This is a genomic window from Microcoleus sp. B3-A4 (genome assembly GCF_036705385.1).
In the GTDB taxonomy this organism is placed as follows: domain Bacteria; phylum Cyanobacteriota; class Cyanobacteriia; order Cyanobacteriales; family Microcoleaceae; genus Microcoleus.
Window position 1 is genome coordinate 1 of sequence record NZ_JAUBUI010000092.1, and the last position, 22360, is coordinate 22360.

Consider the following 22360-nt stretch of genomic DNA (forward strand, 5'->3'; position numbering starts at 1 on the left):
TATATTTGTTACGTCACTAGAAATATATCTTTCTTTATCTATCTTAACATAGTTTTGTTTTTTCTCGCCGACCTACTAAAATCCAAAAAATATATCCTTGAGAAACAAGAATAAAAACTTACTCGCTTATTGTAGCCCCGGTAACAACACGTATGTCTGAAGTTATAGTCCCCAGCCAAGCCTACGAGACGATCTAAATCAATAGGGTGATGTGGCAGTGTCCGGGTGTTAAGAGGGGCGCTCGAAGAGGAATGTTCCCCGAGCGATCGCTTCCCAATCGGGGAGGGTAAAACCTAGGAAGGCAAGGAGTTGGAGACAATGGTGAACTTTTTGAGTTCTGGAGAGTAGCGTTAGCACTAAACTCTGCCGTATTGTGGAAATTGAGCCAAATTCGTAACAGTTCTTAACTATAAATAATTCTGTCAAAACTGCTAGCATAGTGACACTTTTGCTTGCAAAAACAGATAAAGTAAATAAAGTTGGCTAGCTCTAGACGCCCCGATCCCCATCCTGGGGATGTTGAATCAATTTGATTCATACCAAGTGGTTTTAGAGTTACAATCGGAACCAAAGCATCGCTATTTAACTGAGTTCTTTACTTACTTTTACTTTCAGCTATGAACGTGGATTTTATCAAAGCCCAAGTCAGGTTGCTACAGGGTGCAAGTTCATCGGAGCGAGAAACCCTTATTAAAAACATCGGCGTCTGTGCTGGCGTGATCCGACCGGGAGAGTATGTGACTCCGCAACGGAAGCACGCCATCACTCTGTGGCTGCAAACAAATGCGGTTCGCCTCCGACTTCCCCAACTTCCTCTGGACTTATCCGGCCAAAAGCCTTAACAGGGAAGTAATCAAGAGGTAGCGACAGAATCAAAGAAATTAGTCAATCTTACCTAAAAGTGCTTTTTTATTGAGCTGTACAGGATCAATGAAACACGATTAAGATTGAAAAAATGTTTGTAGGGAAAGTTGGGCTCGAAAACACGCCTGTGGACAAGAAGCGGCCGACCGCCTTGGTCGAAGCAGGAAGTGAGCGTCAAACCTGCTCTCACAGTAGATTTGACTAAGTTTCACAGAACGGATTATTGTGCACAACTATAACCTGGGTTATTTGCTTTTAGATTTGAGATTCACGATTTAGCTCGTATTGGATAAATAGGCTATTTGTGGATCGCCTGAAAAATTATCCTATTCAATAGGTATAACTAATTACAGGGGCAGTCATTGAACTGCCCTTACTTTTGAACCCCGAGGGGGAAATACTGCAAGTTACCATAAACGCATCTACTTGCAGATAGAGTTTAGGTAAACTCTCATGTAAGCTGCAGCACCTCTATATTATCTGTTATGTTCGATATGGGGAGAGGGGGAGAGGATTTGACGAGCTTTAAAAAGGAACTAATATCATCAAACAGAACGAGTTATTACAATTCACTTGCTTTCTAATATATTTTTCCACAAAAATACTGTGAGCAAAAAACAAAAATTTCCTTATTTAGTTGGTTCCCGATGGACTTCACACCAAAAAACTTGGGGGTGGCGACACTTTCAAGTGGTCAACCGAAAAAACGAAGGTAAATGGGTATTTGCAGAAATGGTGGCTGCTTGCGATCCAAGTGTCCGTTTTTGGCTCAACGCCGCACAACTCAAAGACAGAACGCTCTGGCAAGCTGGATGGCAGTCTACGCAAGAATTAGAGGAATTAGAAACAGCAGACTAAAAGACAGCGCTGTGGGGTAGAGTGAGGTAGACAGGGGTAATGACTAATAGCAACAGGGTAAAATAATGAAAAAAAAAGTTGTCTTATTGGTGTGTTTGCTAATTAGTGCTGGATTGGGCGGTGGATTTTCCGAAGTGTCCGCAACCAAGGCGATCGATCGCAGCAATATTCTGTCTGCCGATATTCCAACTCCCGCAGGGGACTTGTCCAACCTAGTCCTGACTTTACAAGACTTGCCCGCAGGTTTTACAGAAATGCCACCTGCGACGATCCAAAAACTGGTCAGCCGTCTCAATAGGTTGAAACCAGGAAGCGTGTTTGCTTATCAGAAGAACGACGATCAGCACTTTCAAATAGTTGGAGGATTTACCACGCCACTGCCCAACCGGATCGATCGAGCTACCTTTGATGCTCAAATCCGTGAAGGGAGTTTTGCACAACAGTTCTCCCAACGTTTAAACAGTGGTAACAACGAATATCAGTTTGCTAATCTTACCGCTTTAACCTTAGAAGACAAGATTGGCGAGGTATCGGGTGGGTGGACAACTCAAGGAAAAATACAAGGTGTAACACTGAATGTCGAAGTTGCGCTGTTTCGACGGGGAAAAATAGGAAGTTGTCTGATGATAATATATCTCGACGGCAGCAAACCCGCTATAACGATTAGCGAAGCAGCGCGCAAATTAGACAGCAGGATGATCGAATTGAAACCCGACTTAACTCAACCGCAATAAGTGGGTACTACAAGCTGTAAAAAAAATCAGTTTTCTACCTGCAGATGACACTCAGATTAGTTACAGTAAAAAAACTCGTGTATAAATAGCAGATAAACTGGGTTTTTCTGGTATCAGTACCGATGAAGATGACCAGAAATTTTAGTAGATGGAACCCGGTTTCTGTCTCCATAAATTATATCATGTCTGTTGAATTGCCCGTTATAAAATTTTGTCACCTGGTTGGGGCGGGTTTATAAATATGGTGGATGTGAATTACAGATTATTGGTGAAACTCGCCCCAAATATTGTGGTTAATTTACCCGACATGAAAAGATATTTGTTTCCAGTAAATTATACCAAAATACCTCTGTCTGTGTCTCTTTATCTCCAAAAAGCCTGCAATATTTACAACAAAATCCTCGTTGTCAATCACCATTTGTTCAGGATTGAAGCCGGAGAAATGTTCGGTTTCCTAGGCCCCAAAGGTGCCCAAAAATAGACCACAATTCGGATGCTGGCTACCCTGACTAAGCCCAGCAGCGGTCAAATTTAGGTAGCTGGATATGACGTGATGCGGCAAAGCTTGCAAGTGAAACAGTGCATAAGCGTCTTGCTCCAACAAATCACTGTTAATAATCAGCTTTCAGTATGAGAAAATATGGAGTTTCACGGGTCGATGCACCACATTCCCAACCAGAAACGGCAACAGTTCATTAAACAGTGGTTGGAGTATGTAGAATTAGCAGAAAGGCGAGATAATTTAGTAAAAAAATTGTGGGGAATGAACCAAAGTTTACAAATTACCAGAGAACTTTGGCACGAGGCGCAAATCTTATTTTTGGAGGAAACGACGGTACGGTTAGACCCGCAAAGGCGATGATTGTGGGAAATTATTCGAGATTTGAACAAGCAGGGAATGAAAATGCTGTTGACAACGCATTATATGGATGAAGTGGAGTATTTGTGCGATCGCATCGGCATTATGGACGGCGGCCAGCTAATTAGACTAGGAACGTTTGCCTAACTGCGGCAGGAACATGACCAAGGGTTAGTGATGAAACAAATATGCGTTCGCTGGAAATATAATTTTTTTCTTACTCGGGAAGAACCTGATTTTTATGTGGATGGCAAAGATGATAAAAATGGAAGGATCGCTATTCCTTCTAATTGAGAGGAGATTTTTGTAGAATAGCTGACGGGCAGACTGTTAGATGGATAAATAGCTAATTGCTAATTTTGATACTATAACGTGGTAAATTGGCGATTAACAATGCTATTTTTTTAGCAAAAACATCGGAATCCAGGGAAGCAAAAAAAGTTTAACGCTCTACTTCTAGCGCTTAGGGGCGCCATGACGCACCCTATATATAAATTTTATGCGTCCCGGACTGAGATAAAAAAAAATAAAATTGAAATAGTTGGGTTTTGTTCCTCAACCTAACCTACACTATTAATCATTTGTGTAAGGGGAATGTTTCTTACCAATTCTCATTATTCACGACCCAGAAGTTAGTGAGATACGGATAACTGTTGTTTTCCTGATTCCTTCTTCTTTCTTGCTTCCTTCTTATTCTTTCAACATCCCAATTCCTAATTACTAATTCCCAAATGACTCGCTTAGCCACAACAATAGAAGCCATACTTTACCTAAAAGGTCAGCCAGTGTCGATCGCAGAAATTGCCGAGATTGCCAAATGCGATCGAGCCGAAGCCGAAGACGCCATCATCGAACTCATGTCTGACTCGTCCCACCGCGACAGTGCATTAGAAGTCGTCGAAACCCCCACGGGATACAGCCTGCAACTCAGAGAAGAGTTTGGCAGTTTAATGCAAACTTTAATACCTCCAGAATTAGGTGTTGGAGCTTTGCGGACGCTGGCTGCGATCGCCCTCAAAGGCGGCATCGCTCAGCCAGATTTAATTAACTTGCGAGGTTCAGGAGCTTACCAACAAGTGCAGGAACTTGTAGAAATGGGTTTCGTCCGCAAACGGCGGCCGGCTGAGGGGCGGTCGTATTGGTTACAAGTTACCGAGAAATTTCATCGGTACTTTCAAGTAGACCAACTGCCAAAACAATTGCAAATTGACTTTCAGGCAAATTTGTACCCAAGCAATGACGAGTAGTTTGAAGTAGAATGTAACCAGCCAGAAATTAAGAATCGCCAAATGGTTTTTCACCCTGACTTTGACACATCCAATGCCCAACAAACTGCAGTCAATCCACTGCTGAAGTACCTCCAACACCAATCCCCGGAGGTTCTAGCCCGAGTCGCCAAGTCCGTCAGCCCCGACATCAGAGAAATAATCTCTCATAACGTTCAAGGGCTTGTCGGCGTTTTGCCTTCAGAAAATTTTAACGTCGAAATTACCACTGACCGCGAAAACTTAGCAGGTTTGCTAGCTTCAGCGATGATGACAGGCTATTTTTTGAGGCAAATGGAGCAGAGGATGCACCTAGAAGAAAATTTAGCAAGCACCAGCTCGATTCAACCCAACTCGCCCAAAGACAAGTAAAAAGATCAACGGGTTGGGGAAGTCAGAAAGATGAAAGTTGTTCAGAAAAATCCATAATCCTGAATCATGGAGGCACAGGGAATTAAGAAACCGGGCTGTTAACCGGCTATCCCTAGCGCTACACCGAGGATTTTGGTTAAAAAACCCGGTTACTGCTTCCAGGACTATAAAGCATCAGATTCATCTTCCATCCTCCAGCCTTGCAACTAATACCAATTTCAAAAAAGAATGCAACTGTAGATAAGCTCCAAATCCTTATGCAGTAAGTCATTCTTAATTCTTTCATCTAAAATCGAAAATGGTATTAGCCACCGGCGGAGCTACCCGATAGGGGAAAAGCACCCGGACGTACTTTAATATTCTGAACTTGACCTAAACGGTTAATTTCCAGTTCGAGTTCTTTGCCTACAACAGTGTTTTCCACCCGTTCTTGCACGTCCCCGGGAGTGTTGACTGCAATTCCGTCAACTTTTTGAATGACATCTCCGGCGCGCAAGTCGGCTTTTTGAGCGGGGGAATTTTCTACGACTCGCGTCACGGCTACGCCTTGATCGAGGGTAATTTTATTATTATCGAGCTGTTTGTTGAGTTCTGCCTTGGTGGCTGCCGTCAAGCTGACCATTTGAATGCCGAGATAGGGATGTTCGGCTTTACCTTTGGCAAATAACTGATCGGAAACTCGTTTGGCGGTTTCGATCGGAATTGCAAATCCCAAGCCCTGAGCGTCGGCGCGGATAGCGGTATTGATGCCAATTACTTCGCCTTGGTCATTGAGTAGCGGCCCGCCAGAATTGCCGGGGTTGATGGCGGCGTCGGTTTGGATGAAGCGGACTCGCTTGTCGGGGATGCCGACTTGCGAACTCGATCGACCCGTAGCGCTGATAATGCCCACAGTCACGGTATTGTCGAGACCTAAAGGATTGCCGATCGCGATCGCCCACTGTCCCGGTACAATATTGTCCGATCGACCCAAAGCCACCTGTGGCAGTTCCTTAGCATTAATTTTAACCACAGCGACATCCGTCAGCGGATCGACTCCCTGCACCTTACCCTCAAACTCGCGGCCGTCTTTGAGCGTCACCTTGACAGTATCCGTCCCCGAGACAACGTGAGCATTAGTAACGATGCGGCCGTCAGCAGTGAGAATAAACCCCGAACCGGTACCTCTCTTGACTCGTTCTTCCGGCTGCGGCAAATTTTCCCCAAAAAACCGACGAAACAAAGGATTTTTGAATGCTTCGGGCACTTGATTCGCCACCTTGCTGGATGCGTCAATCCGCACTACAGCAGGGCCTACTTTTTCGGCTGCTTCAGCAATAAAATTGGGATTGCTGCGATCGAGCGGCCGATTTTCCTGAAAAGAAGGAGACGCATAGGGGGGGATTTGCTGGCGCACTACTGGCAAAACCAATCCGGTTTCCAGATTGTTTGAGCCTTGCAGATAGCGATTTCCCAACCATCCCATACCTCCGCCGATCGACAGCAAAGTCACATAAAGGGTCGTTTGCTTAAAAGATAAACTCATTTAATAACTCCCGCTAAATACCTCATCCCCGCAGACACGTTCCGAATCAAGCATTTTTGTCTTGGCGACGGGAAGGAAGCGGGGCGGGGCGTACCGCTTCCTCAAGAACATAGCTGTTAACAGGCAGGCGCTGATGGGCATCACAGGCAATTTTTGCCTGATTTCCCAATAGCGACCAAAACTAATAATTCTCATCCTAACTTGGCTTAGCCTGGGATTTACAGTCTGGGAGGCGGCGACAGCTTCCAAATATGCCGTTTCACTCGACTCAAAAATTGTCAATTGTCCGAAATGAATACTTTCTTCTCTATCTAATGACTTTGAAACGTTTATTTCTGCTGATTTCTGCACTACTTTGGTCGATCGCACCCGTTGGGCAAACGGCGGATTATACCGAGGCCGCACCTGCAAATGTTCCCTCAGGTACACCTGTCGAAAACCCCGACCCCGCCCGCGATTGCCCGAGTCCGGCTACGTCTCGGTTGCGCCGCCACACTGTGGCCCAGGGCGAAACAATAGAAAGCATCGCGCGGCAGTACAATGTGATTCCTTCGGCGCTGATCGGGATAAATCCGATGTTGGGAGGTCGAGTATCTGCAGGAAGTGCGATCGTCATTCCTCCGTACAGTGGCATCGAGGTAGAAGTACCTGCGGGCTGGAATTGGCAAAAACTGGCAGAAGCTTACAAAGTGCCCGCAGATTTGCTATTTGAGGCGAATGGGTGCAGGCCTTTGGGGCCAACCGTGTTTGTGCCTGCGATGAATAGGTCGATCGGGCCTTCTGTAAATCCCGATAAAACGCCATCGGTGCAAGGATTTCCGCTGCCCGCCCCAGCAGTGGAAGCTTTGCGTTACGGGCGGCAATTGCATCCGGCGCGGCGCGAATTTTTTTTTCACAGCGGCGTAGATTTTTTGGCGTCGGAGGGTACGCAGGTTTTGGCGGCTGGCGACGGGACTGTCGCCTTTGCCGGGCCGCAGGGGGATTACGGAAATTTAGTTGTGGTGAACCATCAAGCAGGGAAGCAAACGCGCTACGCTCATTTGAAAGATATTGCCGTAAAAGTCGGTCAAAAAGTGCTGTCTGGAGAAGTTTTGGCAACTGTCGGGACAACGGGGAAACGCGACATTGCCCAAGCTCATTTGCATTTTGAAGTTCGGTACAATTCGGGTTTGGGCTGGGTTGCTGAAGACCCGCTGCTTTATTTGCAAGCGACTATTAAACAATAGGAGGGGGTTGAATTACTTCTTCAACCGCAAATCCTATTTTTTTGTATGGCATAATTTAGCAAAAGCCCGTGACGAGATTTGAACTCGTGACTTCCTCCTTACCAAGGAGGTACTCTACCACTGAGTTACACGGGCATAAAAAATTAAGAACCTCCAATTAAAAAATTAATTTTTAATTCTTAAATTTTAACTCTTTATTAAATTGAGGTGGGCCGAGCTAGATTTGAACTAGCGTAGGCATAGCCAGCGGATTTACAGTCCGCCCCCATTAACCGCTCGGGCATCGACCCATTTCCATCACAGTTATACATCCTAGCACCAGACTCTTTGTTTGCAACAATACATCAGAAACTCTAATCGCAAGTAGTGAATATATAAGTTAAACCTGAGAATGGCATCGGGAATAAGGCATCGGGAATGGGGAATTGGTAATTGGTAACTCATGACAACAGTCAACTGACTAATTCACTAATTCCCCGGTTTCTTGGAGGGAGTGCAGGCGGCGGTAAATGCCTTGTTGACTCAAGAGTTCGTCGTGGCTGCCAACTTCGACGATTCTACCGCCGTCGAGTACGACGATCGCATCGGCTTCGCGAATTGTACTCAGTCTGTGGGCAATAATTATGGTGGTGCGCGTACCGAGGATATTCTGCATGGCTAACTGGATGGATCTCTCGGACTCATAGTCCAAACTAGAAGTAGCCTCATCAAAAATTAACACATCCGGCTCCACCAACAGCGCCCTCGCAATCCCCAACCGCTGCCGCTGACCGCCGGACAACCGCATTCCTCTCTCCCCCACCACGGTATAGTAACCTTGAGGCAACAGCCGCACAAAATCGTCTACTTTGGCAATGCGACAAGCATCCTCAACTTGCTCGAAAGTTGCATTTCTGTTTCCGTAAGTCAAATTTTCCAGCAAAGTACCGTTAAAAACGTCTACTTCTTGGTGGACAATGGCTAAACGCTGGCGGTAGCGAGTCACGTCTAAGCTGCGAATGTCTTCGCCGTCGATCAGAATGCTGCCGGAGTTGGGTTCAAAATAGCGAAACAGAAGTTTAACTAAAGTCGATTTTCCCGAACCGGAGCGCCCGACTAATGCTACAGTCTGACGGGGATGAATCAATAAATTCACATCCTGTAAAACGGGTTTTTGACTGTCGTACCCGAAGGTCAAACCGCTGAATTCAACTTTGCCGGTAAATTTATAAGGCGACGCCGATCGAGCATTTTCTGCTAAATTAACCGCATCAACACCGTCTGGCGTTTGCATAAACTCGTGGAACCGGATCATTGAAGAATAACGCCGCGCCAATAATTCGGCGATAATGCTAATCGGACGCAGTTGGGAATATGCCATGCTTGCCAACGTGTAGACGGTAACAAAATATCCGAGGGAAATTTTGCCTGCAACCGTGGCGGCTATGCTAAAACCGAGAACTGAAAACAAACACAACTGGACGGTCGTCTGCTGGTATGCCCCCAAGGTGACGTATCCTTTGTGAATGCGGTCGATCACGACTTTTAATTCTCGATCGAGTCTGGTGGTTTGCCTTTTGAGTTCATCGCTTTCTGTCGCAAAAGCTTTGACTGTTTTGATGTTGGTGATAATTTCCGAGTTGCGGCTTTCGGTATCTTCGATGTATTCATCCAGAATTTCTTCCCGCGCAGTCACCCCTTGCAGACCTTTTAAGGTGAAACTGAGGATAAATAGGAATGAAACCAAAATTAATAAGCCAATCCGCCACTCAATTAAGCAGATAACGGAAAAAATGCCGATTAAGCGCACGACTTCGGGGATGAATTCGCCGGCAATTTCTGGATAAGTCCAAGTATGGTTGGCGATGCCTTTGGCGATGCGGCTGGCAATCCGTCCCGCGTTATTTTCGTCGTAGAATTCTAGGGGTAAGGTGAGGATTTTGCCGATCGCACCTCTCATTCGATCGCGCCTCGCCCTCAATGGTATCGCCCAGTGGAACCAATTTGCCACCCAAGGCTGTATGGGTGCTTTGGCGACTGTTACCAGAAAAATTATACCCAGCAAGATGGATAGGGATAATGTTTTGCTGGGTGAGTGCTGGGTAACAGAGGCGATCGCTGTTATGAGTTTTTGCGTTACTGTATCTGTAGGTTGACCCGACAATACGTTTAATATTTGACCGATCGCGTAGGGAACAAGCAAATCGGCTAGCGCCAAAACGCTCGATGCCCCTATGCTGTAAACTGATATTTTCCAGTAGCGACTGTAGTATTGGAAGATGTCCTGAAAGCTTGCCATAAATTTTTGTTGAGATACAACCCTTGCAAACACTTGCATCGAAAACTGCGCTCTCGGCGCGCCTTGTTTACAAGTGTACTACAAAAGTAGTGGAACGGGCAGTCATCTGGGATCATGCTAGTGACTCGCCCGATCGGGTGATTTATGGCAATCATTCGATCGTCAGCAATCGATCCGCATTCCTGGGCAATAAATTCAAGACGAAGGGCAAAAAAATGCAAAAGACAGAATTTTTCTTAAATTCTGCCTTCTGAGCCAGGTCTTATAAGTTTTACGTTTGAGTAGTCTGTTAGCTGAGGGTGTAGGCTGATTGCAGCGCCCACCAGATCAAAAAGCCGATTCCGCCGGCAATGACAATCGCCGAAATGGCGATCGCTATAGGACTGTCAGCTCCCTTGAACTTCATGATTCCGCGATTTAAATCTGACATGACAGTGTTCTCCCAAAATTCCAGCTTGATTGTAGCTTTGCAGTTGGCCGATGGCGGTCAATTTTCACAATTACTGATTTGGTTAAGAATCTGGCTGCTGAAATTGCAGGTGGGGAGTGGGTTTAGGGGGTTTACTGGGTTTGTGAAAAAAACTTACTAAAAAGACTTGACAAATTTCGAGAATTGAGACAATATTGTTAATACCGCAGGAAATGCGGGTGTAGCTCAGTGGTAGAGCGTCACCTTGCCAAGGTGAATGTCGCGCGTTCGAATCGCGTCACCCGCTTTAGAAGATAAAAAAATCCAGGAAACCGGAAAGTAGATCCAGAAAGTTTTCGATATACTCCTAATGATGGTTGAAAATACCTAAGTTAGTGGTAAGATTGAATCCAGAACTTGCAAGTCAAAATTGCCAAGTGGGCGAGATTTCGTAACAGGCAGTTGAAAGCCTCGCTATGGCGGAATTGACAAGTTTGATTAAGTGGATATGTTAAGGATTATTTTTGCAAAAACGCTTTTTTTATCCGATCGCTCGTGCCATCTCAAAAAGTTCCAAAGATTGACTTAAACGATGAGTACCCCTGTCCTTGCCGACGCCGGGGTCGTCTAGTGCCTATAACGTTGACAGAAGCCTTTGGATGCAACCGCTGTCAACAAATATTTGTATTGGACGAAAGTGGATACGTGATCGAGCAACTATCAACGAACTATCCTTACAAGCAGGCTTGGCGGTGGACAGGGAACCAGTGGAACAGAGCGCATCCGGGTTTGAAGGCCCATTATTTGCCACTGGCTTTGGGTATGATATTGGTGCCGCTAGTGATTTGGTTGCCCTTGGCGCTGCACTCGCCGGGGCCGAATATTATTCTGTGGGCAATGGTCGCCGTGCTGCTAGCAATGCTGCCGGCGCTGATGGTATGGCTCGCTTACAGGCGTTAGCTAGATGATAATAGAGGATTTTACCCATTCATCAGATGCCGCAAATGTCGCGCGTCGCGCTTATCAAGCTTCTTTGGAGTTGGCTGCGACAAAGAGTGCGGAGCGCGCGGCAGGTTTGCAGGCGATGGCGGCTTCGCTGAAACGCCGGCAAAATGACATTTTAGAAGCAAATACTCTAGATCTAGAAGCAAGTCGGGACATGGCGATTCCCGAGTTGATCGTGGAGTGGCTGAAGCTGACGCCGGAACGGATCAAGACAACTGTGCAAATTCTGCAACGGTTGGGGGAAATGCCAGACCCGATCGGTCGGGTGATCAATGCTTCTTATCAGGTCGATCGCTGTCAGGTTTACTGTCAGTCGCTACCGCTGGGGGCGATCGCTCTAATTTACGAGGCGTTTCCCGAGTTGGGGGCGATCGCCGCGGGTTTGTCTCTCAAAAGCGCTAACAGTTTGATTCTTAAAGGTGGCAGCGAAAGCTGGCAAACTAATACAGTAATTGGAGAAGCTTTGGTTTCGGCGATCGATGAGGTCGGTTTGCCCTCGGGATGTTTGCAGGTACTGCCGCCTGATCGGGGCGCTTCGATCCGAGAATTGGTCACTCAAGACCAATATCTCAATTTAATTATTCCCTACGGCAGGCCAAGTTTGGTGCAGCAGGTGGTACGGCTGTGCACGGCACCAGTTTTGAGGTCGGCAATGGGAAATTGTTACCTTTATTGGTCACCGACTGGCAGTTTGGAGATGGCAAGGTGGATGATTTTGGACAGCCATCAAAGCGTGCCCGATCCTGTTAATGCGATCGAGAAAGTGCTGATCGATCGCAACCAAAAGCCTTCTTCCTTAGTCAGGCTGTGGAACAGTTTAAAAGAAAAAGGCTTTCAAATTAGCGCTGATGCGGATCTCGTGGCAGATTTCCCCGACTTGAAGCTGGCGGAACCATACGAGTGGACTCAACCTTATTTAAACAAAACCATAGCGTTTAAAGTTGTCGATAGTTTAGAGATTGCGATCGGCTGGATCAACCGCTACAGCAGCGGCCACGCTGACTGCATCGCCACTGAATCTTACTTAGAAAGTCGCCAATTTGCTCTGGACGTTAACAGCGCCTCAACTTTTATTAATGCCTCACCTCGGTTTTGGCGCTATCAAAATCGGGGAGATGCGATATTTTTGGGAATGTCCAACCAAAAAGGTTATCGCCGGGGATTGATCGGGTTAGATACGCTGACGACAATTAAAGAAATTGTTCAGGGAAACGGACTTTTTTAATCTTATAGGTTATTTAGAATTCGTTATTGGGATTAAACCAAAGTGAAAAGTGGGAGACTATTATCGATGCGTAAGCCTTTAATAGTTCCAAAAATCTTTTTATAGGATACAATAATATCTTGGTAGAACAATCAGGCCACCTCGATCTAAAGCAATTTGATCGCAAGCTCCCGGATAGCCGCAGTGGAGACAGATAAAATCTCCGCATCCTAACAATAAGCCGCCGGATTTATGTGTGGGTTCAATCTAAAATCGGGTACGGGATCTAATTAAATTTAGAAACTTATTAACTCACATGAAAATACTCTTAGCGATCACATGAAATCCGAAAAATCAGTCAATACTCTAGACAAGACGCCAACGCCGAATTTAGGTGAAGAAACGCTAATTCACCACTCAGTATATGTTAAAAAATTGCGTCCGCTACTGCCATCAGAAGCCTTTAAACCAGATTCTAGCAAGTTGGTTATACTGTTCATTAATATGGCCATTTTACTACTGGGTTGGGGGATTGCCGATTGTCTAGATCAGTGGCCCATCTATCTTCTATGGCTTTATTTACCTTTAGCTTTAATTATGGGTAATAGTATCGTAACTATGGGATTTTTCGCCCATGATTTCATGCACGGTAGCGTCAATAAAAAGTCTCGTATGACTTATCATATAATTAGTTTTCTAGGGTTTGCAATGATGTTTATGCCTTCTACTCAGTGGAAATATGTTCATAACATTGTACATCACAGTCAAACAAATTATCTAGAAGATCCGGATCGCAATTACCTTTACCACCAGCCGAATAGTTGGGGAAAATGGATTCATAATTTCTTTGCGCCAGCGATTGATAATCCATCTTGGTTATTAATAGTAGGACTTCCAGCATCGTGGTTATTTCATCAATTTTGCCACCTCTCGTCGAGCCTATTGTTTAATAATAAAATTGTGGATTATGTGCCCGCTGCATTCACAGTCAGTCAGAAAGATAGATTGAAAATTGCTCTTGAGTTGTTTGCGGTTTTATGCCTGCATTTTAGCATTTTATTCTATTTAGAGTTTCATGCGCTAAAAATCGTTCTTGGGTACTTGCTACCCTTAGCAATCGGTCATACAGTTGCAATGTTTTATATCTACACAAATCACCTGATTTGTCGGATGACGAGTGTTAATGACCCGCTGATTAATAGTCTTTCAATACGGGTTCCCAAAATAGTTGATTTGTTGCATTTCAATTTTTCATATCACACGGAGCATCATATTTTCCCTAGTCTTAACTCAGACTATTACCCTTTGGTTCAAGAGTTGATCCAAATTCACTATCCTGGGCGGATGAATTTACTGGATGCTGGTGAAGCTTGGCAATTGTTAATGAAAACTCCTCGGCATTACAAAGATGAAATTACGTTAACTGATTATTTAGGGGAAACTTCGGTAAATTGCCCTCTTGATAATTCTGCTGTAACACCTTTGCCATAGCTAAATACACCAGTTACGCTCACAAGTTTCCCCCAGACTACAACTAAAAACCGACGCTAACGACCAATACAGAGTAAGGTGTGTACTGCACACCTTACTTGGAGATATCCTGCTGAATTTTTAATTCTACATACTGATACTATTTAGCACCAACGAAGGCTTGAGAGCAAAATAAGGAATGACTCGTTTTTGATTGTTGGCATCAATCTTTTGTTCTGCCATATTCAAATTTTGCTGGAACTGTCTGGCTAAAAGTTGGATCGGCGTTCCCGCAAAAACTTCATCGAAGCTCATCCGGTAGAGTTCCCGGAAAGATTTATCGTAATAACCCAAACGGTCATATCGATAAGCTGACAAAATAAACAGAATTTGCAGTTGGTCAGCCGCTCGTTTGTACGGAGGAAGCAACCGTAAAATGTCCTTTTCCGTAATCAATTCTAGATTACCCGAAGCAGTAATTCTAGGAATGTCCCGGTAGGCAGCCAAGGGCATATTGGCGGCAAAACTCATGTAGTCATACTGGGGAAAATTGATGGCTGAATGCTGCGGGCCGCAGGTAAAAATTATAGTTGTGACAATTTGAATTAATTGTTCAACTGTGTCGATGCGCGGAGGCATTCCTTTGACTTTACCGCCATTGTCAGACGCTAATTCTTGGGCCCAGGTTTGCAGTTCCACATCTTGTACGATCGCGATCTCCGTCGGGTAAAAGAATTTCAGATAGCCCGATACAAAAGTTTCAATTGCATCCCAAAGCAGCAATCCATCATCTCGGTAAGGATAGTGAGGCAGTTGATTGGGGTCATCCATTCCTCGATTTTTCAGTTCAGCGGGTAAGGCAAATTCATCAAGACTCCAGGTACTGCACGCCTCTCTAGTCAGTTCCATTGTCTCAGCCAAGGTGCCAGCTAGCAATTCATCGACGGGCCCGCCGGGAGCGATCAAGTGAGAACGCGCCAGATCGTTGTTGGTCAACATAAAGCGAAAGTGCGGTTTCAGCAGCAGGCTCAGCGGGTGATTTTTAGCCAACTGTCGGGCGGTGACGATCGCGATTGGTTCCATCACCAGATGAGTTCGACCTAAATGCGAGCTCATTTCATGGTGATTGGCATCTGCTACTTGTACGCAGAGTTTCGCAAACAGCCAATCGACAGGAGGATCGAATGGGGTATAGACATGGCTACCGGGCGTCGGATCGAGTTGAATGGCAATAGGTGTCATTTCACCGCGATCGCGGACTCCCGTCCACCGCCAAGCGAAAAAAGCCCGCGGTTTCGGCAAGTATTTTCTGCCTTTTTCATAGGTTCCGCCTCCAACGAGAGCAGGCGCGCGATAGTGTTGGTCTGTACCTGTGTAATCGGCAATGTAAATGTTTTTGTCCTGCAACTCTTGGCGCAGATCGAATAATGGGTGCAAACTGGAAAGAGCCGCCAGTGTTTCTGCCCTAGGATCGCTCGCATCTAAGAGGCGAAGCACCATTGGATTTGCTCCAGACAGGCGCTGTTCAGCAAAAGAGCGATCGGTTTGGTAAATTTTGGCCACTCCAGGTAGCGGCAGCCAAGTAAAAAAGTCTTCATAGTCTTGGAGTTCGTCGAGAGGATCGAGAAAAGTTCTAGAATCGGCTGCCAGCATATTTGCTGGAAGTTCCGATGTTGCTAATATCCGTTCTGCAAGATACTTACTCGAAAAGTTCTCGACTGCGGGTACATCTTTCAATAATGCCAGAGGTGATAAACTCTCATAGTCAAACTGATAAGCTTGTTGCTGACGATTCAAGGAATCTTTGCGCTGTTCTTGATTTGGGTCGTCTTGAGGAAGAGAAGGTTTCATATTGTCTACCATTGTATAAATCAACTCTCTTTTTGTAGTAAAATATTGCACATCATCACTACCGATCGAGGAGGGAATTTAAAAACTATTATGCAGGCTCACGCTTGATATAGATCTTATTCACCGAGCAATAATCTTGTTCCGGATTTTTTTAAACTCAGAAAAATTCCTCAAAAGAAGGCAACACTTCTCGATCGCCCTAAATCGACGTATAAAAGTTTCATACTCCCGATCGGGAGATCGCACTCAAGAACCCCGACTTCTTTGAGATGTCGGGGTTCTTGAGTGCGGTTTTTGAGCTTTTTGAGCTTGGTCTACTGATTAGCGGTTATGCACGAACCATTAAATATTGGCCGTTGCCGATATATTCACCATCGCAACTCGCGAAAAGAGTTTCCGCCCAAATCAAGAAAAACCGCCAGATGCGACGAAATTTGCCATAGTCCATGCCGTAGTCTAAATCTTTGACTATTGCCTGAGAATCATCAAAATTTTTCAGCCAATTAACTAAGGTTGTAGAGTAATTGTATCCGTTGAGATACCAGTTTTTTATCGTTTTGAGGTCTTGGTTGTGGCTGGCAACGGCATCGTATTTCCAGATACGACCGTGGGGGAAAATGTATTTGTGGAGGAAAGGGCTGGACATATTGTTGGGAATGCGGACTGTGATAATGTGAATGAAAACTTTGCCGTTATCCTTCAGGAAAGAGGCAAGCTTTTGGAAACCCTTCGTTAAATTGCCTACATGCTCAAAAACTCCGATGGAGAGAATTTTGTCAAATTTTGTCTCGAAGTTGGCGTCGTTCAAATCGCCTTCATATAGGGTAAATCTACCGGAACTGAGGTAGCTTTCGGAGTCTTGCATCTTCTGACGCATATACTCGCATTGGTTGTGGCTGAGGTTAATGCCAGTAAACTGGACATTGGGGAATTTGGAAAGAATGTAATTGGGAACGCAACCCCAACCGCAACCAAAGTCTAAAATGCGATCGCCATCCTGAATGTCTAGCTTCTCAATCACATCATCAATCATCTGCATTTGCGATTGTTCAAGGTTGGCCGCTCCTTTTTCCCACAACCCCATGGTGTATTTAGGATAAATGAGTTTGCCGTCGCCTAACATCGGATTCAGCATTGCTTGAGGCAAGTCGTAGTGAATTTTCATTAAATCCCGGGACCCTTCGGCGGTGCGGTCTGTTTCTGTCAGTACCCATTCGTATGGGGCAAGCAGGGACGGACAATGCTTAAACAATACGGGCATACAGGTATCAAAAAGCGCTCGCAATACAGAATCCGGTACTTCTAAGCCGTTGATGTAAGACTCTGCTACTGCCATTTGCAGCGTGTTAACTGCACTGGTTGCGAGGCGGGTTGCTCCGTAGGCGATCGGACTTTTGGTATGGATATTTCCCACGATGGGAATGTGTTTTTCGATGCTTTGTAGGGCTGTTGATGAAGTCATGGCTATACTGGTTTTAAAGATGCTGCTATTCTATCTCACGAAAATTAGCTGGTTGTTAGAGAGCAAAAAAGCTGAAACTATTGCCAACTCAGGTTTCCACAGCAAAATTCCGAAAAATCCTAAAAATATATCGCCGTTGAAGGGGATTTGATAACGGATTTATCGGGCTTTGGGGGATCTTAATTTTATTAAGAATTATGTCAGCCCATTTGAGATTGGAGATTGGAGATTTCAGATTAACTCCACAGCTTGAATGGGGGTATTATCACGGTGCGATGGCGATTTTAGTGTTCAGTTATACCATTTTAGATTAGAGAATTGGGAATGACTGATGAGCTAAGAGTTGGACTATTGCTGAGGGTTCCATTCTTTTTTTAAACTGTTGTCAGTTGGGCGCTTGAGCTGACGCAACGAGAAGCAAATGCCGATCGCGACTTATAGTTAAGGAATCAGGGGACGCAGAAAAAATGCCGAGAAACCGGGTTTGCATACAGGTTCCCTGCAATAACAGATGTCCGCGAGATTCTTCGCTAATGAGCTAGACGCGCCACATATGCCACAGATTCACTATCTGCCGGACGATCGCACGATCGAGATAGATGACGACGATATAATTCTCGAAGCCTCTCTGCGTGCCGACATTCCCCACACCCACATCTGCGGCGGTAGCGCCCGGTGTTCGACTTGCCGGGTATTGATTGTCGAAGGTTTGGAATTTTGCTCTCCGCGCACTTCGCCGGAAGAGGAACTCGCGAAAAAATTGCGTTTAGAGCCGGAAATTAGGCTGGCTTGTCAGACGCAGGTTGCGGGCGGCAAGGTGATTTTGCGCCGATTGGCGATCGATTCTGAAGACTTGGAATCATTTAACGACGAAATGTCGGGAAAATCAATTTCTCCTCCTGTGGGTCAAGAGAAAAAAATTGCGATTTTGTTTGCCGATATTCGAGGATTTACGCCTTTTGCAGAATCGCTGTTGCCCTACGATGTAATTTATGTTTTAAATCGCTATTTCCAAAAAATGGGTTTTGCGATTAACAGGAATGGCGGGATGATTAATAATTATATGGGTGACGGTTTAATGGCCCTGTTTGGGTTGGAAAATCCTGACAAGGCGGCGGAACAAGCGGTGAGGGCTGGGGTGGAGATGCTGGAGGAACTAGAGAAACTCAATCCCTATTTTGAGACTTTATACCGTCACCGGTTGCGGATTGGGATTGGCATTCACTGCGGGTGGGTGGTTGTGGGGAATTTGGGGGCATCGAAGAGTCAGACAGTGACGGCGATCGGGGATGCGGTGAATTTAGCCAGCCGGATTGAAGCTGCGAACAAGCAAGTAGGAACGAGTTTATTGATTTCCGAGGAGACTTATCAGGAAGTGAAAGAATTGGCGATCGTCAATCAGTGCGTATCCGTGCAAATTCCGGGGAAAAGTGGCGAATATCCGCTGTATGAAGTAGTCGGGATGCCGCCGCTGCCCGTCGAAATCGAAGAAGTTGCTGAGGTAAGGGAAGGTTCTATTTGGCAAAGTTTTGTCAATAAATTGTTGGCTTTGTATGCTGCGGCGTACAATTGGATTAGGAAAATTTGGAGTTAAATGAGAAAACTCTAGAGCAATTTTTTTGATTTTTGTTATTCCCTCGATAAGATGAATATTCCTCAGTCAATAGTTCGCATTTTTCTCATGCTCCCCAACGGTCAAATTGGGGCACAACTGCGAGATAATATTCCAGGTATTGCCAGTCAAGGAATGCTTTCTACTTTTGGTGGTGGCGTGGACTTTGGAGAAAGTCCACAGCAGGCAGCCCTGCGAGAAATGGAGGAAGAAACTGGCCTCACAACCAATGATTACAAAATGGAGTTTATCACAACTTTTACTCACCAAAAGACTCAAAATGATAGAAAAACTTTACAAAATAACCACCTTTTTTTGGCGAGAGTTAGCGATTGTGATAAAATAGAAATCAAAGAAGGTGTGGGTTGGGTAGTTTTGAAAAAAGATGTAGATTTTGAAAAAGTCAACGCAGGGGAAGGTACTCAAATGGCTTGGGAATTGTTGGAGGAATATTTAAAATAAAAATTCCCACACTACTTTTTCCCCGCGATGAGACTGAAACTTTAATAAAGAACTTCTTTACGATGTTGTCAAATACGAATTCAGATTACGAATCATTACTACAACGAGCGATCACGATCGCAGCAAAAGCTCATGAGGGGCAGGTTGATAAGGCAGGCAATCCCTATCTCGATCATCCGCTATTTGTAATGGAAAATGTAAACTCTATAGAGGAGAAAATCGTAGCAGTTCTACATGATGCCGTGGAAGATTCTGAACTTACCCTTGAGCAACTTAGAAGCGAAGGTTTTCCTGAAGTTATAGTATCGGCGATCGCGGCGATTACCAAAATAGAAGGAGAAGCTTATGCAGCTTATTTAGAACGTGTGATTGCCAACCCGATCGCACTGCGAGTCAAAATCGCTGATGTTACTCATAACCTCGATCTTGGTCGCATCGCCAATCCGACAGAGGCAGATTTTCAACGCATTGCAAAATACAAAAAAGTCCTCAGTCAGTTGTGTGCCGCCTTAAAGTAATTATTAACCGCAGATATCCGCTTTCATCGTGGCACAGGCATCTTGCCTGTGGGATATCTGCGGTTAAAAAAATCCCGAAATCCTAAGCCATTACCATCCCCCCATCCACATTAAAAACCTGCCCGGTTATATAAGCCGCCGCCGCATCTGCCGCCAAAAACTTCACCATCCCGGCAACTTCCTCAACTTCCCCATATCTCCCCAGCGGAATATATTTCAAAATCTCATCAGACTTGACATCCTTAGTCATATCTGTAGTGATAAAACCCGGTGCAACCGCATTCACAGTAATCCCGCGACTCGCCAACTCTTTCGCCACAGTTTTAGTAAACCCAATTACCCCAGCCTTCGCCGCACTGTAATTAGCTTGTCCCGGATTGCCCATTTGCCCAGCAACCGAAGCAATATTAATAATTCGGCCGCTTCGCTGTTTCAGCATGATTTTACTGGCAGCTTTCGCACACAAAAACACGCCGGTTAGATTCAAATCAATTACCGCTTGCCAATCTTCCAACTTCATCCGCAGCAGCAAAGTATCGCGAGTAATGCCTGCATTGTTCACCAAAATGTCAATTCGTCCCCATTTTTCCAGGACATTACTGGTGAGTAAATCTACTTGGTCAGTTTTCGAGACATCTGCTGCAAGTGCCACAGCTTCTCCTCCAGCAGCGACTATTTCTGCTACCACCTCATCAGCAGCAGCACTCGAACTCGCATAGTTGACGGCGACTTTAGCGCCCTCTGCTGCTAGTGTTAAAGCGACGGCGCGACCGATTCCCCGCGACGCACCGGTCACGACAGCAACTTGACCCCGCAATCTCTGAAAAGTCTCTGGCAATAGTTCCATAATTGTATCCTCGCAATCTACCAGAGAATTTTGCACTAAAATCGAGCCAGAACCAAAAAAATTATTTTGTCTTATGGCAGTTCAAAAACAGTTCAGCAGTTTTGAGGAGTTACTATCGGGATCTGACTTGCCGGTGTTGGTAGATTTTTACGCTACTTGGTGCGGGCCTTGTCAGATGATGGCACCGATTTTGGAGCAAGTGAGTGGTCAGATGAAAGACAAGCTCATGGTTGTCAAAATTGACACCGATAAGTACGAACAGTTGGCGTCGCAGTATCACATTTATGCTTTGCCGACTTTGGTGCTGTTCAAAAATGGCGCTGAGGTCGATCGAATTGAGGGAGTGATGCAAGCGGCGCAGTTGATCGATCGAGTGCAACCTTTCTTGTAGTACGAGCCAATTATCACACACGTAGGGTGCGTCAGCTCATATCTGATTAATTATGAATAAGATAATCCTAGTTGACGCACCCTACTTTTGACATACTCACCGACCTGAAGGTACGGTGATTCTTAAGCCTCGCGACTTAAGTTTCTGCTTCTTCGCAACTGCCTCCACCCTCAAAGAGTTTTGGTCTTATGTTCGCTCCACAGACTAACCCCGCAAGCCCTGCGGTTTTTACGTGTCGAATACCAAACGGAATTCTTCGTAGTTTTGATTCTAGGGTTAGACTTCCATTGCCCTATCCTCTTTTCCCGGTCTACCGATTTTGCGAAAGCCGCCAGCACAAGGCTGAACTTCGCTCGTATAGGCTGTTTGATCCATCGTCTCGGGTGGGTCGTTGACCAATTACATTCTAATATAAAGCCGTCCTAAAAGGACGGGGGTTCTACCCAAATTTGTGATGAAGACTCCCAGCCACGCTATTATCAATCTCGCAATTCTCGGCAAACCGCAACTGCCGGAAGCTAATCTAATTATTGCGATCGGCGGAATTTTGCCGGATATTCCGATATTTTTATTTTACTTTTGGGCGAAATACATTGCTCGCTTGCCCGCAGCTACAATTTGGTCAAAAGCATATTATGAGCCTTTTGTGCAAGATATTGTGGCTCTGTTTCATTCAATTCCCCTTGCGGTTATTGGTTTGCTAATTGCTTATTACTTTGGCTGGCAAAGTGTGCAAATTCTGTTTATCAGTATGATACTACACTCTCTGGGAGATTTGCCCGTCCACAATGACGACGCTCACCGACACTTTTTTCCGTTCAGCAATTACCGTTTTATCAGTCCGTTTTCTTATTGGGATAGAAAGCACTACGGGTCAATTGTTTCTGTGGTGGAAATGTTGTTAGTGCTGCTGTCAACTTACCGCGTTTTTGGTTTTGTTAATTCTTATGTTGGAAAAACGTTGTTGATTTTGGTGAATGGTTTTTACTGGGCTGGCGCGGTTTATTTTCAGGTGCGAGATTTATTTAAATTCACTTCTCAAAAATGAAACATGAACTCAAATTTACCAATTACAGCACTTCCGGGTGTTATGAGGTACAATAAGAATAGATTAAAAAATACACCAATGAAAGCATATTCAGTAGATT

24 protein-coding genes and 3 tRNA genes are annotated in these 22360 nt (G+C 45.1%); 18 read left to right on the forward strand and 9 right to left on the reverse strand.

The window, feature by feature from the left end:
* The first annotated feature begins 617 nt into the window (after nt 1-617).
* The 8 genes from QUB33_RS24915 to QUB33_RS24950 all read left to right on the forward strand — a co-directional run bounded on the left by QUB33_RS24915 (nt 618) and on the right by QUB33_RS24950 (nt 4952).
* Nucleotides 618-842: a hypothetical protein gene (locus QUB33_RS24915; protein ID WP_006635912.1), complete on the forward strand. Its 225-nt coding sequence runs from the start codon at nt 618-620 to the stop codon at nt 840-842.
* Between the two features lie 628 nt (nt 843-1470).
* A complete protein-coding gene (locus QUB33_RS24920) occupies nt 1471-1722 on the forward strand; it encodes a TIGR02450 family Trp-rich protein (protein ID WP_333355766.1) in 252 nt (83 codons plus the stop codon).
* A gap of 65 nt (nt 1723-1787) precedes the next feature.
* Nucleotides 1788-2456 carry a hypothetical protein gene (locus QUB33_RS24925; protein ID WP_333355769.1) on the forward strand — a complete coding sequence of 223 codons (669 nt, stop codon included), beginning with the start codon at nt 1788-1790 and terminating at the stop codon, nt 2454-2456.
* Nucleotides 2457-2706: 250 nt separating this feature from the next.
* The gene (locus tag QUB33_RS24930) at nt 2707-2937 is read left to right on the forward strand and encodes a hypothetical protein (RefSeq protein ID WP_333355771.1); all 231 of its coding nucleotides are present in this window, start codon (nt 2707-2709) and stop codon (nt 2935-2937) included.
* A 159-nt stretch (nt 2938-3096) separates the two neighbouring features.
* On the forward strand, nt 3097-3318 hold the full coding sequence (locus tag QUB33_RS24935; RefSeq protein ID WP_333355774.1) for a hypothetical protein: 222 nt from the start codon (nt 3097-3099) through the stop codon (nt 3316-3318).
* Nucleotides 3319-3462: a hypothetical protein gene (locus tag QUB33_RS24940; protein WP_333355778.1), complete on the forward strand. Its 144-nt coding sequence runs from the start codon at nt 3319-3321 to the stop codon at nt 3460-3462.
* A gap of 584 nt (nt 3463-4046) precedes the next feature.
* Complete coding sequence (gene scpB, locus QUB33_RS24945; RefSeq protein WP_333355781.1) at nt 4047-4562, forward strand: SMC-Scp complex subunit ScpB; 516 nt, start codon at nt 4047-4049, stop codon at nt 4560-4562.
* Nucleotides 4563-4604: 42 nt separating this feature from the next.
* Complete coding sequence (locus QUB33_RS24950) at nt 4605-4952, forward strand: DUF760 domain-containing protein (RefSeq protein ID WP_006635907.1); 348 nt, start codon at nt 4605-4607, stop codon at nt 4950-4952.
* 304 nt (nt 4953-5256) lie between these two features.
* Here the strand turns inward: QUB33_RS24950 and QUB33_RS24955 are convergent, their stop codons facing one another.
* Both QUB33_RS24955 and QUB33_RS24960 read right to left on the reverse strand, forming a co-directional pair.
* Complete coding sequence (locus QUB33_RS24955) at nt 5257-6477, reverse strand: HhoA/HhoB/HtrA family serine endopeptidase (protein ID WP_333355784.1); 1221 nt, start codon at nt 6475-6477, stop codon at nt 5257-5259.
* Nucleotides 6478-6759 (reverse strand): hypothetical protein, encoded by a 282-nt coding sequence (locus QUB33_RS24960; protein WP_333355787.1) that lies wholly within the window; start codon nt 6757-6759, stop codon nt 6478-6480.
* 32 nt (nt 6760-6791) lie between these two features.
* Between QUB33_RS24960 and QUB33_RS24965 the strand changes: the two genes are divergently transcribed.
* Nucleotides 6792-7703, forward strand: coding sequence for a M23 family metallopeptidase (locus QUB33_RS24965; protein ID WP_333355790.1), 912 nt, complete (start codon nt 6792-6794; stop codon nt 7701-7703).
* A 63-nt stretch (nt 7704-7766) separates the two neighbouring features.
* Here the strand turns inward: QUB33_RS24965 and QUB33_RS24970 are convergent.
* The 4 genes from QUB33_RS24970 to QUB33_RS24985 form a co-directional block, all read right to left on the reverse strand.
* Nucleotides 7767-7838 (reverse strand) — tRNA-Thr (locus QUB33_RS24970).
* A 73-nt stretch (nt 7839-7911) separates the two neighbouring features.
* Nucleotides 7912-7993 (reverse strand) — tRNA-Tyr (locus QUB33_RS24975).
* Between the two features lie 170 nt (nt 7994-8163).
* On the reverse strand, nt 8164-9981 hold the full coding sequence (locus QUB33_RS24980; RefSeq protein WP_333355793.1) for an ABC transporter ATP-binding protein: 1818 nt from the start codon (nt 9979-9981) through the stop codon (nt 8164-8166).
* A gap of 289 nt (nt 9982-10270) precedes the next feature.
* Entirely contained in the window at nt 10271-10411 is a 141-nt protein-coding gene (locus QUB33_RS24985; protein WP_006635902.1) for a hypothetical protein, read from the reverse strand.
* A 214-nt stretch (nt 10412-10625) separates the two neighbouring features.
* On the opposite strand from QUB33_RS24985, the gene QUB33_RS24990 reads away from it, so the two are divergent.
* The 4 genes from QUB33_RS24990 to QUB33_RS25005 all read left to right on the forward strand — a co-directional run bounded on the left by QUB33_RS24990 (nt 10626) and on the right by QUB33_RS25005 (nt 14090).
* A tRNA-Gly gene (locus QUB33_RS24990) sits at nt 10626-10697 on the forward strand.
* 248 nt (nt 10698-10945) lie between these two features.
* Nucleotides 10946-11350, forward strand: a complete 405-nt coding sequence (locus QUB33_RS24995) for a hypothetical protein (RefSeq protein WP_190663244.1) — start codon at nt 10946-10948, stop codon at nt 11348-11350.
* A gap of 4 nt (nt 11351-11354) precedes the next feature.
* On the forward strand, nt 11355-12620 hold the full coding sequence (locus QUB33_RS25000; protein WP_333355797.1) for a glutamate-5-semialdehyde dehydrogenase: 1266 nt from the start codon (nt 11355-11357) through the stop codon (nt 12618-12620).
* 318 nt (nt 12621-12938) lie between these two features.
* The gene (locus QUB33_RS25005; RefSeq protein ID WP_333355800.1) at nt 12939-14090 is read left to right on the forward strand and encodes a fatty acid desaturase; all 1152 of its coding nucleotides are present in this window, start codon (nt 12939-12941) and stop codon (nt 14088-14090) included.
* 126 nt (nt 14091-14216) lie between these two features.
* Here QUB33_RS25005 and QUB33_RS25010 read toward each other — a convergent pair whose 3' ends face one another.
* Nucleotides 14217-15920: a lipoxygenase family protein gene (locus tag QUB33_RS25010; RefSeq protein WP_333355804.1), complete on the reverse strand. Its 1704-nt coding sequence runs from the start codon at nt 15918-15920 to the stop codon at nt 14217-14219.
* 328 nt (nt 15921-16248) lie between these two features.
* Entirely contained in the window at nt 16249-17382 is a 1134-nt protein-coding gene (locus tag QUB33_RS25015) for a class I SAM-dependent methyltransferase (protein ID WP_333355807.1), read from the reverse strand.
* 511 nt (nt 17383-17893) lie between these two features.
* Between QUB33_RS25015 and QUB33_RS25020 the strand changes: the two genes are divergently transcribed.
* The 3 genes from QUB33_RS25020 to QUB33_RS25030 all read left to right on the forward strand — a co-directional run bounded on the left by QUB33_RS25020 (nt 17894) and on the right by QUB33_RS25030 (nt 19974).
* Nucleotides 17894-18976 (forward strand): adenylate/guanylate cyclase domain-containing protein, encoded by a 1083-nt coding sequence (locus QUB33_RS25020; protein WP_333355810.1) that lies wholly within the window; start codon nt 17894-17896, stop codon nt 18974-18976.
* Between the two features lie 51 nt (nt 18977-19027).
* Nucleotides 19028-19456 carry an NUDIX domain-containing protein gene (locus QUB33_RS25025; RefSeq protein ID WP_333355812.1) on the forward strand — a complete coding sequence of 143 codons (429 nt, stop codon included), beginning with the start codon at nt 19028-19030 and terminating at the stop codon, nt 19454-19456.
* Nucleotides 19457-19518: 62 nt separating this feature from the next.
* Nucleotides 19519-19974, forward strand: coding sequence for an HD domain-containing protein (locus QUB33_RS25030; protein ID WP_333355815.1), 456 nt, complete (start codon nt 19519-19521; stop codon nt 19972-19974).
* An 82-nt stretch (nt 19975-20056) separates the two neighbouring features.
* Here the strand turns inward: QUB33_RS25030 and fabG are convergent, their stop codons facing one another.
* Nucleotides 20057-20821: a 3-oxoacyl-[acyl-carrier-protein] reductase gene (gene fabG, locus QUB33_RS25035; RefSeq protein ID WP_333355819.1), complete on the reverse strand. Its 765-nt coding sequence runs from the start codon at nt 20819-20821 to the stop codon at nt 20057-20059.
* A gap of 73 nt (nt 20822-20894) precedes the next feature.
* Between fabG and trxA the strand changes: the two genes are divergently transcribed.
* Together trxA and QUB33_RS25045 are read left to right on the forward strand one after the other, a co-directional pair.
* Complete coding sequence (trxA, locus tag QUB33_RS25040; protein WP_190663237.1) at nt 20895-21212, forward strand: thioredoxin; 318 nt, start codon at nt 20895-20897, stop codon at nt 21210-21212.
* A 454-nt stretch (nt 21213-21666) separates the two neighbouring features.
* Nucleotides 21667-22260: a hypothetical protein gene (locus tag QUB33_RS25045; RefSeq protein WP_333355823.1), complete on the forward strand. Its 594-nt coding sequence runs from the start codon at nt 21667-21669 to the stop codon at nt 22258-22260.
* The last annotated feature ends 100 nt before the right edge of the window (nt 22261-22360 follow it).